This window comes from Lichenicoccus sp. (genome assembly GCF_965277665.1).
Taxonomy (GTDB): domain Bacteria; phylum Pseudomonadota; class Alphaproteobacteria; order Acetobacterales; family Acetobacteraceae; genus Lichenicoccus.
In genome coordinates this window covers 791,695-804,065 of record NZ_OZ255835.1, presented here as the reverse complement: position 1 = coordinate 804,065, position 12,371 = coordinate 791,695, and the positions used below count along the sequence as shown (strand labels likewise).

8 protein-coding genes are annotated in these 12,371 nt (G+C 69.5%); 3 read left to right on the top strand and 5 right to left on the bottom strand.

Annotated features, from left to right (window positions below):
- Positions 1 to 74 precede the first annotated feature (74 nt).
- The 5 genes from ACQY4O_RS03610 to ACQY4O_RS03590 form a co-directional block, all read right to left on the bottom strand.
- Entirely contained in the window at positions 75 to 968 is an 894-nt protein-coding gene (locus tag ACQY4O_RS03610) for an energy transducer TonB (RefSeq protein ID WP_428374867.1), read from the bottom strand.
- A gap of 76 nt (positions 969 to 1,044) precedes the next feature.
- Positions 1,045 to 1,674 carry a GNAT family N-acetyltransferase gene (locus tag ACQY4O_RS03605; protein ID WP_428374866.1) on the bottom strand — a complete coding sequence of 210 codons (630 nt, stop codon included), beginning with the start codon at positions 1,672 to 1,674 and terminating at the stop codon, positions 1,045 to 1,047.
- Positions 1,675 to 1,743: 69 nt separating this feature from the next.
- Positions 1,744 to 3,696: an RNA polymerase sigma factor RpoD gene (gene rpoD / locus ACQY4O_RS03600; protein ID WP_428374865.1), complete on the bottom strand. Its 1,953-nt coding sequence runs from the start codon at positions 3,694 to 3,696 to the stop codon at positions 1,744 to 1,746.
- Between the two features lie 98 nt (positions 3,697 to 3,794).
- Positions 3,795 to 5,738, bottom strand: coding sequence for a DNA primase (gene dnaG, locus ACQY4O_RS03595; protein ID WP_428374864.1), 1,944 nt, complete (start codon positions 5,736 to 5,738; stop codon positions 3,795 to 3,797).
- 24 nt (positions 5,739 to 5,762) lie between these two features.
- Positions 5,763 to 6,218: a GatB/YqeY domain-containing protein gene (locus tag ACQY4O_RS03590; RefSeq protein WP_428374863.1), complete on the bottom strand. Its 456-nt coding sequence runs from the start codon at positions 6,216 to 6,218 to the stop codon at positions 5,763 to 5,765.
- Positions 6,219 to 6,378: 160 nt separating this feature from the next.
- Between ACQY4O_RS03590 and carA the strand changes: the two genes are divergently transcribed.
- Genes carA through carB form a run of 3 tightly spaced genes read left to right on the top strand, consistent with a single transcriptional unit; the run spans position 6,379 to position 12,302 of the window.
- Positions 6,379 to 7,776 (top strand): glutamine-hydrolyzing carbamoyl-phosphate synthase small subunit, encoded by a 1,398-nt coding sequence (gene carA / locus ACQY4O_RS03585; RefSeq protein WP_428374862.1) that lies wholly within the window; start codon positions 6,379 to 6,381, stop codon positions 7,774 to 7,776.
- A 53-nt stretch (positions 7,777 to 7,829) separates the two neighbouring features.
- Positions 7,830 to 9,032, top strand: coding sequence for an AAA family ATPase (locus tag ACQY4O_RS03580; RefSeq protein ID WP_428374861.1), 1,203 nt, complete (start codon positions 7,830 to 7,832; stop codon positions 9,030 to 9,032).
- Positions 9,033 to 9,044: 12 nt separating this feature from the next.
- A complete protein-coding gene (carB, locus tag ACQY4O_RS03575; protein WP_428374860.1) occupies positions 9,045 to 12,302 on the top strand; it encodes a carbamoyl-phosphate synthase large subunit in 3,258 nt (1,085 codons plus the stop codon).
- Positions 12,303 to 12,371 lie beyond the last annotated feature (69 nt).

The window sequence follows — 12,371 nt, the reverse complement described above, 5'->3', positions numbered from 1 at the left end:
GCGCGCAGAAGCCGCCCGGCGGCGCAAGAAGTCAAACACGCAATGAACGCGGGGATCGGCAGCGAGGCGGTGGGCTACCTGTCGATCTTGAAATGGTAGGCCTCGCGCATTTCGGAGGCGACCGCCTGGCCGCCGCGGATCGCCGGCTTGAAATGCCAGGCAGCGACCGCGTTGCGCGCCGCGCGATCGAGGTCCGGGTAGCCCGAGCTCCCCACGATCTGCACGCTCGACGCATGGCCGTCCGGCGCGATCTCGGTCACCATGTAGACTGTGCCCTCCTCGCCGCGCAGCCCGGCGGCACGCGGATAGGCGGCAGGCTTGTTGATGTAGCGGTCGTCGGGCGAGGCTGCGAGGGTACGCTGATCCACCAGCCCCCACCCGGGTTGACCGTCGAGGTCGAGATTGACCTGCATGGTCTGCGCCGGCGGCGATGGCGGCGGATGCGCCTGGTCGGCCGTGCCGGCCTTGTCTGCCCCCTGCCGGAGGTCCGGAGCCTTGGCGGGTGGCGGCACCGGCGGGCCGTCCGGGGCAGCCATCGCCGGCGCGCCGCCGCCCTGCCTTGGCGGCTCGGGCGCCGCCTTGGGCGCCGGCGGGGGCGCCTTCTGCGGCGGCGGCGTGCCGCCGACGGTCGGCGTGTCCTGCTTGACCATCACGATCTCAGCTTCAGGCGGCGGCGGCGGCGGCACCAGCGGTGCCGGCCGCATGAAGCGGGGCATCAGGCCCGGCGCCTCGACGATGGCGCCCACCATCATCACGTGGAACAGCACCGCGATCACGCCGGCCCCGGCCAGCATCTCGCGCCGGCGCCGGCCACCCCAGGCCGCGGACGGCACGAACAGGCGGACGCGCCGACGATCCGCCCCCGACGCCGCCGACTGGGGCGACGCCGACGTCGACACCAAGCCCGCCGACTCGGGCGGCACCATCAGCGGCTCGATGCGCGCCACGTCCGCCCTGGGTTGCGACATCGCCGCCACCCGGTCAGGACGACGGCCGATCCGGCATCCCCACGCCTGCCGGACGCATGATCGACCGGATCATGCGCTACACGCGCAGGCGGGCCGGGATCGGCAGGCCGAGCCGATCGGGGATGTCCCAGACTTCGCGCACGGTGCGCACCGGGCAGAAGCCGGCGCGCACATAGGCGCCCAGCGCACGCGGATGATCCGCGGTGCAGGTATTGACCCGGATCGCCGCCCCCGGGCGCATTCCGGTCCGCCGCCACGCCTCGGCGATCGCGGCCTGCAGGAAGGCGGACCCGATCCCCTGCCCGACCAGATGCGGCATCAGCCCGAAATAGCCGATATTGACCTCGTTGCCATGCCGGCCATCGAGCTCGAAGAAGCCACCCGGCTCGCCCTGGTGATACAGCACGTGCAGCGACAGGCGCGGGTCGGCCAGGAGCGCCGCGATCTCGGCGTCCGGCGTCATCCGGCGCAGCCACCAGCAATAGTCCCGGCCCACCGTCGCATAGAGATAGCGGTAGAACCCGACCGTCGGCCTGGCCACGGTGAGGAGGTCATAGGCTCCTGGCAGCCTCGGCGTCTCGCCCGACGGCGGCCGCATCATGCGCAGGAAGGTCACGTCGACGCCGATGCGGGTGGAGCTGCCCGGACGCGAGGTGCCCGAGCCGGATGGCGGCTTTGACGGCGTGGCGTGGGTCTGCTGGACCATGACAGGCTTATCCCAAGAGCGGTATGGGCGGCACGGCCGGACTGGATGGCGCAGTCAGCCGTCGCCTGCTCAATCGTCCAGGAACGACCGGAGTTTGCGGCTGCGGCTCGGGTGCTTCAGCTTGCGCAGCGCCTTGGCCTCGATCTGGCGTATGCGCTCGCGCGTCACGTTGAACTGCTGGCCGACCTCCTCGAGGGTGTGGTCGGTGTTCATGCCGATGCCGAAACGCATTCGCAGCACCCGCTCCTCGCGCGGCGTCAGCGACGACAGCACCCGCGTGGTGGCCTCGCGCAGGTTGGTCTGGATGGCCGCGTCGAGCGGGATCACCGCGGTCTTGTCCTCGATGAAATCGCCGAGATGGCTGTCCTCCTCGTCGCCGATCGGGGTCTCGAGGCTGATCGGCTCCTTGGCGATCTTGAGCACCTTGCGCACCTTCTCGAGCGGCATGCCGAGCTTCTCGGCAAGCTCCTCGGGCGCCGGCTCGCGGCCGATCTCGTGCAGCATCTGGCGCGAGGTGCGGACCAGCTTGTTGATGGTCTCGATCATGTGCACGGGGATGCGGATGGTGCGCGCCTGATCCGCGATCGAGCGGGTGATCGCCTGGCGGATCCACCACGTCGCGTAGGTGCTGAACTTGTAGCCGCGGCGGTATTCGAACTTATCCACCGCCTTCATCAGGCCGATATTGCCCTCCTGGATCAGGTCCAGGAACTGCAGGCCACGGTTGGTGTATTTCTTGGCGATCGAGATCACCAGGCGCAGGTTGGCCTCGATCATCTCCTTCTTGGCACGCGCGCTATCGCGCTCGCCGCGCGAGACGGTGGCATAGACACGGCGGAATTCGATGATCGGCAGTCCGGCATCCTGCGCCACGGCCGCCACCTTGCCACGCAGCTCGATGATGTCGGCGCCGTGCTTGGCGACGAAGTTCTTCCAGGCCTTGCCCGGCAGCGCCGCCGCCATGTCCATCCAGCTCGGATCGAGCTCGTGGTTGCGGTACTTCACTAGGAAGTCGTCGCGCGACACCTTGGTGCTTTCCGCGCAGCGCAGCATGCGCCCCTCGAGGCCGTTCAGGCGCTGGCTGATCTGCTTGAGCTGCAGCACCAGCTCCTCGATGCGGTTGTTGTGCAGCCGGACCTGCTCGACCTTGCCGACCAGCTCCTCGCGCAGCTTCTCGTAGCTCTTCTCGCTCTTCTCGTTGACGACTTCGCCGGACGTGATGCTGTCCAGGCGGCGGGTCTGCATCTTGTGCAGCTTCTTGTAGAGCGCCTCGATCTCCTCGAACTGCGCCAGCACCTCGGGCTTGAGCTTCTCCTCCAGCGCGGAGAGCGACAGGTTGGCGCCCTCGGCCTCGCCCTCCTCATCGATCTCGGGTGCGGCGTCGAACGCCTCGGGCACGACCGATCCGGCGGGCGCCTGGCCCGGCACGCCGGCAGGGCCGGCCTCCTCGGCGACGTTGCCGGACTGGGTCGCCTCGAGATCGATGATGTCGCGCAGCAGCATCTGCCCGATCTTGAGCCGGTCGTGCCACGAGATGATGGCGCGGAAGGTCAGCGGGCTCTCGCACAGGCCGCCGATCATCTCGTCGCGGCCGGCCTCGATGCGCTTGGCGATCGCGATCTCGCCCTCGCGCGACAGCAGCTCGACCGAGCCCATCTCGCGCAGGTACATGCGTACCGGGTCGTCGGTGCGGCCGAGGCTCTCCTCGTCGACATTGCCGGTCGGCTCCTCCTCGGCGTCCTCCTTCTTTTCCTCGCGCGGGGCCTCGGCCTCCTCGGTGTCCTCGTTCTCGACCACCTGGATGCCCATCTCGCTGAGCACCGCCATCACGTCCTCGATCTGCTCCGACGACATCTGGTCGGGCGGCAGCACCGCGTTGAGCTCGTCGAAGGTGATGTAGCCGCGCTCACGACCGCGCGCGATCAGCCGCTTGACGGCAGCCGACTGCGTGTCGAGCAGGGTCGCGTCGGCGTCCTGATCGCCACTGGTGGCTTCCGTGCTCGCGGCTGTCTTTGTCGCCATCGCCTAACCAACTCCATACACTAGCCCGCCGCCCAGGAGCGGGCGGCGGGCCGTTGACGGTTCATGCAGCATCCGCTCGCACGCGATCGCTGCGTGGCCTACCCATCCTGGTCGGCCTGCTCGCCGCCACGCAGCGCGGAGCAGGCCTCGGACAAGGCGCGCAGCCGACGATGGGACGGCTCGTCGTGGCACTCGACCCATTGGCGGAGCGACGCCTGCATCTCCTGTTCCAGCCGCTCGAAGTTGAGCAGCCCGAAATAATGCCACCAGCGCGCCTCGACCTCGGCAGGCATGTCACCCGGGCCGACCTGCTCCGCGAGAGGCAAGGGCTGAGCATCGAGAACCGCGTCGAGCTGCGCCGACAATCCGGCTAGCGTCAGGTGGTCGATCAGGGCTTGCGAGTCAAGAGCCGGTGCGGCACCGTCCGGCGCAGGACCGTGGGCGAGATTGTACGCAGGATTGGGCAAAATCTGGTCGTCTGCCGGTAGCGCGCTTGCCCAGGCGACCATGTGCTCGCGCAGGCGGCGCAGTCCGTCCGGCAGTTCGAGGCCGCAATACGCCTCCTCGACGTCGTGCAGCAACTCCGGATGGCGCAGCAGGATCGCGGTGAGGATGCGCGTGCGCTCGCTCCGCACGCCCGATGCATCGACCCGGCGGTGCGCGGCGGCCGCGTTCGCCTGCGGACCGGTCCGGCCCGACATCGCTCGCGGCGCCCCGGCCGGCGTGGCACGACCGGGCTCCGGCCGGCGCCGGCGGAAGGTCTCGAAGAACCGGTCCAGTAGGGTGCGCCGGTATTCGGCCGCCAGCGTCTTGTTGCCGATGCGGGCCGCCGCCTCGACCAGCCGCGTATGCAGGGCCGCGCGCTGCTCCGGCCCCGGGTCGTGCACGCCCTCGCAGAGCAGCTCGAACAGCACGTCCCCGATCGGGCGCGCCGCCTCCAGGACCGCGCGCATCACGCCGGGCCCGCGCGCGCGCAGCAGGCTGTCGGGATCCTCGCCGTCCGGCAGCCGGCAGAAGCGCAGCGTGCGTTCCATGTCCAGCAGCGGCAGCGCGATCTCGGCGGCGCGGATGGCGGCGCGACGGCCCGCGGCGTCGCCGTCGAAACACAGCACCGGTTCCGGCGAGGCCCGCCACAGCGCTTCCAGCTGCTCGGTGGTGAGCGCGGTGCCGAGCGGCGCCACCGCGCCCGCGATGCCCGCCTGGTGCAGGGCGATCACGTCCATGTAGCCCTCGACCACCACCAGCGGCGCAGGCGGGCGCGCGGCGCCGGTCGCCGGGGCCGGCGCGGCCCGGATCGCAAGCTGGGCGCGGTCGAGCCCGAACAGCGTGCGGCGCTTGACGAACAGGGCGGTCTCCGGCCCGTTGAGGTATTTCGGCTGGCCGTCGCCGAGAGTGCGGCCGCCGAAGCTCACCAGCGCGCCGCGGCGGTCGCGGATCGGAAAGGTGACGCGGTTGAAGAACAGCTCGCCCTTCGGACCGCCAGCCTCGTCGAGGCGCATCAGCCCGGCCTCGGCCATCAGGGCGGCCTCGATGCCCTGCTCGCGCAACTCGGCGGCGAGGCTGCCGCGACCGTCGCCGGACCAGCCCAGGCCGCACGCCGCGATGGTCGCGTCGGTGAGGCCGCGCGCGCGGAGATAGGCCAGGCCCGCTTTGCCGTCCGGCGCGGCAAGCCGGCGCACGTAGCTGCGCTGCGCCGCCTCCAGCGCCTCTGCCAGCGTTTTCGCACGGGCCGCCGCACCACGCGCCGCCTCGGTCTGTCTCGGCACCTCGAGGCCGGCCTCGGCGGCCAGCGCGCTCACCGTCTCCAGGAAGGACTGGCCGCCGCTCTGCATGGCGAACGAGATCACGTCGCCATGCGCGCCACAGCCGAAGCAGTGGAAATGGTCGTCATACACATAAAACGAGGGCGTCTTCTCGCCGTGGAAGGGGCAGCAGGCCTTCCAGTTGCGACCCGAGCGGGTCAGCCGGGTGCGGCGGCCGACCACGGCGGCGATCGGGGTGCGCGCCCGCAATTCGTCGAGAAAGGCCGGATCAAACGCCATCTCTGGTCCTGCAACGCACCGGTTTCAGGCGAGCCGCGCCTGCACCAGCGCCTTGGCGCGCGCCATGTCGAGGGCCGGCCCGTGCGCCGCCTTCAGCGCCGCCATGACCCGGCCCATGTCGCGCAGGCCCGACGCGCCGGTTTCCGCCACCGCCGACTCCACGGCCGCTTGCAGGGCCGCGCTGTCCATCGGCGCCGGCAGGTAGCCCTCGATGATGACGATCTCGGCGGCTTCCTTGGCGGCCAGTTCGCCCCGCCCACCCTGGAGATACAGCGAAGCCGACTCGGACCGCTGCTTGACCATGTTGCGCAGTGCCGGGACGATCTCGTCGTCACTGATCTGCTCCACGCCCTTCGGCCGCGCGGCGATGTCGAGATCCTTCACCCGCGCGAGGATCATGCGCAGCGTCGAGACGCGCGCGGTGTCGCCTGCCTTCATCGCCAGCTTCGTGTCATCGGTGAAACGCGCGCGCAGCGTCATCGCTGGAACCCTTCAAAGCCGGGTGAGAACTTTATTCCCAAAAGGGGCCGAGTTTCACAAATCAAGGAAAATAATTCCCAGCCATGCTGCCACATCGCTTCCCTTCCTCGGGCTTGCCTTGTTAGGACATAGCCTCCGTCACCACCGCCGGGGAAGCAGCATGGCGATCAGCGTCGAGACCATCATCGAGCGGCTGGGCGGTACGCAGAACGCGGCGCGGTTGACCGGTGTCGGACTCGAGGCGGTGCGCAAGTGGCGGCAGGCGCGCGCGATCCCGCCGAAGCACTGGAGCGCAGTCAGCCGCGCGACCGGGCTCGGCCTGGACGACCTGCAGGTGCAGGCAGCAACCGCCGACGCGACCGCTGCCGCCGACGCGCCACCCGAGGGTGCCGACGCGCTCCTGGTGCTGTCCGACGGCAGCGTGCTGTGGGGACGCGGCTTCGGCGCCCATACCGGCCCGGGCGCCGGAGGGATCGGCGAGGTCTGCTTCTCGACCGGCATGACCGGCTACCAGGAGACCCTCACCGATCCCTCCTTTGCCGGGCAGATCATCACCTTCACCTTTCCGCATATCGGCAATGTCGGCACCACCGCAGAGGACGAGGAGGCGACCGGCATCGCGGCGCGCGGGCTGGTGGTGAAGCAGGACCTCACCGAGCCGTCGAACTGGCGCGCCACCCGCACCCTGGATAGCTGGCTCAGGTCGCGCGGCATCCCCGGCATCAGCGGCGTCGATACCAGGGCGCTCACCGTGCGGATACGCGAGCAGGGTCCGCAGACCGGCGTGCTGGCGTACCCGCAAGACGGGCGGTTCGACCTCGCCGCCCTGCTGGAGCAGGCCCGCGCCTGGCCGGGGCTCGAGGGCATGGACCTCGCCCGCGAGGTGTCCTGCACGCAGAGCTACGAATGGAGCGAAGGGGTCTGGAACTGGGGCGACGGGACCATAGAAGCGGCACCCGGAACGCGCCCATCCGGCAAGCACCGGGTGGTCGCGGTCGATTACGGCGCCAAGCGCAACATCCTGCGCTGTCTGGTCACCGCCGGCTGCCAGGTCATCGTGGTGCCGGCGACCGCAACCGCGAACGAGATCCTGGCGCATCGCCCGGACGGCGTGTTCCTCTCCAACGGCCCTGGCGACCCGCAGGCAAGCGCCGCCTACGCCGTGCCGGCGATCCGCGGCGTGCTCGATGCCGGCAGGCCGGTGTTCGGCATCTGTCTGGGCCACCAACTGCTGGCGCTCGCACTAGGTGCGAGAACCTACAAACTCGACCAGGGCCATCGCGGCGCCAACCAGCCGGTGCGTGACCTCGCCACCGGCCGCGTCGAGATCACCAGCCAGAACCACGGCTTCGCGGTCGACGACAGGAGCCTGCCGGGCGACGTGCGGGTCACGCATCTCAGCCTGTTCGACGGCAGCAACGAGGGCATCGCCAGCGACCGGCTGCCGGCCTTCTCGGTGCAGTACCATCCGGAAGCCAGCCCCGGACCCTCGGACAGTTTCTACCTGTTCGAGCGCTTCGTGGCGCTGATGGATGGCCGGCATCCAGGCACAGGTTGAAGGAGATTAGAAATGTATAGACGCTAGAAGATATACAACGATAAACTCTCTATATGGACCCGATCCGCAACCCGTTTGCGCCAGGCGCCGGCGCTCCGCCGCCGGAACTGGTCGGCCGCGAGGCCCTGCTCGAACAGGCCGGGATCCTGTTCCAGCGTGCCATCGCCGGGCGATCGGCCAAGAGCTTCATCGCCATCGGCCTGCGCGGCGTCGGCAAGACGGTGATCCTGAACAAGGTGGGCGACATCGCGAAAGGCCTGCACTACCGGGTCTGCCAGATCGAGGCGCACGAGAAGAAGCCGCTGCCGCTGCTGCTGGTGCCGCACCTGCGCCGCCTGCTGCTCGATCTCGATCGGCTCGACGCGCTCAGCGAGCAGGTCAAGCGCGGCCTGCGTGTGCTCAAAAGTTTCGCCTCCGGCCTGACGCTGCGCTATGGCGATGCCGAGCTGCAGCTCGATGTCGATCCGGAAGTGGGCGCCGCCGACAGCGGCGACCTGGAAGCCGACCTGCCCGAGCTGATCGTGGCCCTTGGCCGGGCGGCCGCGTCGCGCAAGGTCGCGATCGCACTCATCGTCGACGAGATCCAGTACCTGCGGGAGCGCGACATGAGCGCCCTGATCATGAGCCTGCACCGGGTGATGCAGGAGGCGTTGCCGGTGGTGCTCGTCGCCGCCGGGCTGCCGCAGGTGGTGGCGCTCAGCGGTCGCTCGAAATCCTACGCGGAGCGGTTGTTCGACTTCATCGCGGTGGGGGCGCTGTCGCCGGCCGATGCGCGCCGGGCGCTGCTCGAGCCGGCCCGCGCGGAGGGCGTCATCTTCACCGATGCGGCGCTGGATGCAATCGTCGCGACCACCGAGGGCTATCCCTATTTTCTACAGGAATGGGGCTACCAGAGCTGGAACGCCGCTTCTGACAACCGGATCGAGCTGGCGGACGTCGAGGCCGCAACCGGTCGCGCGATCGCCATGCTCGACAGCGGCTTCTTCCGCATGCGCTACGACCGGCTGACGCCGCGCGAGCGCGACTACTGCCAGGCAATGGCGGCGAGCGGCACCGGCATCCACCGGTCCGGCAACATCGCCCAGCGGCTGGGCGCCCGCGTGCAGGCGGTCGGGCCGCTGCGCGACGGGCTGATACGCAAGGGCGTGATCTACAGCCCCGCGCATGGTGATACCGCCTTCACCGTCCCGCTGTTCGAGCAGTTCCTGGCGCGTATCCAGGCTGTCCCCCCCGCCACCCCCCGCTCCACCTCCTGAAGGCCCTCCCCGATGCCGAAGCGCACCGACATCAGCTCGATCATGATCATCGGCGCCGGTCCGATCGTGATCGGCCAGGCCTGCGAGTTCGACTATTCCGGCGCCCAGGCCTGCAAGGCGCTGCGCGAGGAGGGCTACCGGGTGATCCTGGTGAACTCCAACCCGGCCACCATCATGACCGATCCGGGCCTTGCGGATGCGACTTACGTGGAGCCGATCACACCGGAGTTCGTCGAGCGCATCATCCTGCGCGAGCGTCCGGACGCGATCCTGCCGACCATGGGTGGCCAGACCGCGCTCAACACCGCGATGGCGCTCGATGCCAGCGGAGTTCTCGCTGCAAACAACGTGGAGCTGATCGGCGCGAAGGCGGCGGTGATCGACCGCGCCGAAGACCGGCTGAAGTTCCGCGACGCGATGACCGCGATCGGCATCGAGAGCCCGCGCAGCATGATCGCGCACTCGATGGCCGAGGCGCGCGAGGCGCTGGCCGCGGTGGGCTTGCCCGCGGTGATCCGGCCCTCCTTCACGCTCGGGGGCACCGGCGGCGGCATCGCCTATAACCGCGAGGAATTCGAGCACATCGTCGGCACCGGCCTGGAGGCGTCGCCCACCACCGAGGTGCTGATCGAGGAGAGCGTGCTCGGCTGGAAGGAGTACGAGATGGAGGTCGTGCGCGACAGCGCCGACAACTGCATCATCGTCTGCTCGATCGAGAACATCGACGCCATGGGGGTGCATACCGGCGATTCCGTGACGGTGGCTCCCGCGCTGACGCTGACCGACAAGGAGTTCCAGCGCATGCGGGACGCCTCGATTGCGTGCCTGCGCGCGATCGGCGTCGATACCGGCGGCTCCAACGTGCAGTTCGGCGTCAACCCCGCCGACGGCCGCATGGTGGTGATCGAGATGAACCCGCGAGTGTCGCGCTCGTCCGCTTTGGCCTCCAAGGCGACCGGCTTTCCGATCGCCAAGATCGCCGCCAAGCTCGCGGTCGGCTACACGCTGGACGAGCTCGCCAACGACATCACCGGCACCACGCCGGCAGCCTTCGAGCCGACCCTCGACTATGTGGTGGTGAAGATCCCGCGCTTCACCTTCGAGAAGTTCCCGGGCAGCCCGGCGCTGCTGTCGACCAGCATGAAGTCGGTCGGCGAGGCGATGTCGATCGGCCGCTCGTTCGCGGAAGCCCTGCAGAAGGGCCTGCGCTCGATGGAGACCGGCTATACGGGCCTCGATCCGGTCGAGCCGCCCGGCGATGGCGGTCCCGATGCGTTTCGCGCGGCACTCTCCTCGCCGCGCCCGGACCGGCTGCTGATGGCAGGCCAGGCGCTGCGGGCCGGGCTGTCGGTCGAAGACATCCACGAGGCCTGCCATTTCGATCCGTGGTTCCTGCGCGAGCTGGCCCGCATCGTCGACGCCGAACGCGCGGTGACCGCCGCAGGCGGCCTGCCGAAGGATGCCACCGGCCTACGCCGGCTCAAGGCGCTCGGCTTCTCCGACCAGCGGCTCGCGATGCTCGCGAACACGACCCCCGAGGCGGTGCAGGCCTTGCGCCAGCAACTCGGGGTGCATGCCGTGTACAAGCGCATCGACACCTGTGCCGGCGAGTTCGCCTCCATTACCCCCTACATGTATTCCACCTACGAGGGCGGCTTCGGCACGCCCGCCTGCGAGGCCGATCCGACCGACCGGCAGAAGATCATCATCCTCGGCGGCGGCCCGAACCGCATCGGCCAGGGCATCGAGTTCGACTATTGCTGCGTGCACGCCGCCTACGCGCTGCGCGAGGCCGGCTTCGAGACCATCATGGTCAACTGCAATCCCGAGACCGTCAGCACCGACTACGACACCTCCGACCGGCTGTATTTCGAGCCGCTCACCGCCGAGGACGTGATCGCGCTGATCCGGCGCGAGCAGCAGGTGGGCACCGTGCTCGGCTGCATCGTGCAGTATGGCGGCCAGACCCCGCTCAAGCTGTCACAGGCGCTGGAGCGCGCCGGCATCCCGATCCTGGGCACGCCCGCGGACGCCATCGACCGCGCCGAGGATCGCGAGCGGTTCCAGGCGATGCTGCACAAGCTGGGCCTGCGCCAGCCGGAGAACGGCATCGCGCGCTCGGCAGGCGAAGCCGAGACGGTGGCCGAGCGCATCGGCTACCCGGTGGTGATCCGGCCCTCCTATGTGCTCGGCGGCCGGGCGATGGAGATCGTGCACGACCGCAGCGGCCTCGCCCGCTACATGCGCGTGGCCCTGCAGCTTGCCGGCACCGATGTCGCCAACGGCCCAGTCCTGATCGACCGCTACCTCAACGACGCCATCGAGACCGACGTCGACTGCATCTGCGACGGCAGCGAGGTCTATGTCGCCGGCGTCATGGAGCATATCGAGGAGGCCGGGATCCATTCCGGCGACAGCGCCTGCTCGCTGCCGCCGTACACCCTGTCGCCGGCCACCGTCAGCGAGCTGCGCGCGCAGACCGAGGCGATGGCGCGCGAGCTCGGCATCGTCGGCCTGATGAACGTGCAGTTCGCGATCAAGGGCGACGACATCTACGTGCTCGAAGTCAATCCGCGCGCCTCGCGCACGGTGCCGTTCGTCGCCAAGGCGACCGGGGTTCCGGTCGCCAAGATCGGCGCGCGGGTGATGGCCGGCGCCAAGCTCTGCGAGTTCCGGCTCGACGACCGCGCGATCAGCCCGCACGTCGCGGTCAAGGAGGCGGTGTTCCCGTTCGCCCGCTTCCCCGATGTCGACATCATCCTCGGCCCGGAGATGCGCTCGACCGGCGAGGTGATGGGGCTCGATGCGAGCTTCGAGCGGGCGTTCGCGAAGTCCCAGCTCGGCGCCGGGGTCAAGCTGCCGCAATCGGGCGTGGTGTTCCTCTCGGTGCGCGAAGGCGACAAGCAGACCGCCTTGCCGCTGGCCCGCCGGCTGTCCGAGATGGGCTTCTCGATCCTGGCGACCCGCGGCACCGCGACCCGGCTGCGGGCAGCGGGGATCGCCGTCGAGGTGGTCAACAAGGTGCTCGAAGGACGCCCGCACTGCGTGGATGCCATCCGCAACGGCGCGGTGCAGATGGTGATCAACACCGCCTCCGGCGCCCAGTCGGTGGCCGACAGCTACACCATCAGGCGCTCGGCGCTGACCCACGGCGTGCCGCACTACACCACCACGGCGGGTGCGAGGGCCGCGGTGCACGCCATCGCGGCGATGCGGGCGGGTCCGCTTGATGTCGCGCCGCTTCAGTCCTACTTTCGCGGATCGTTCTAGGCGGAGCCGCCGGGACCGGGACCCTGGATGGATCCGGTCCCGGGGTTGCTGCTGTGATGAGATCGCATT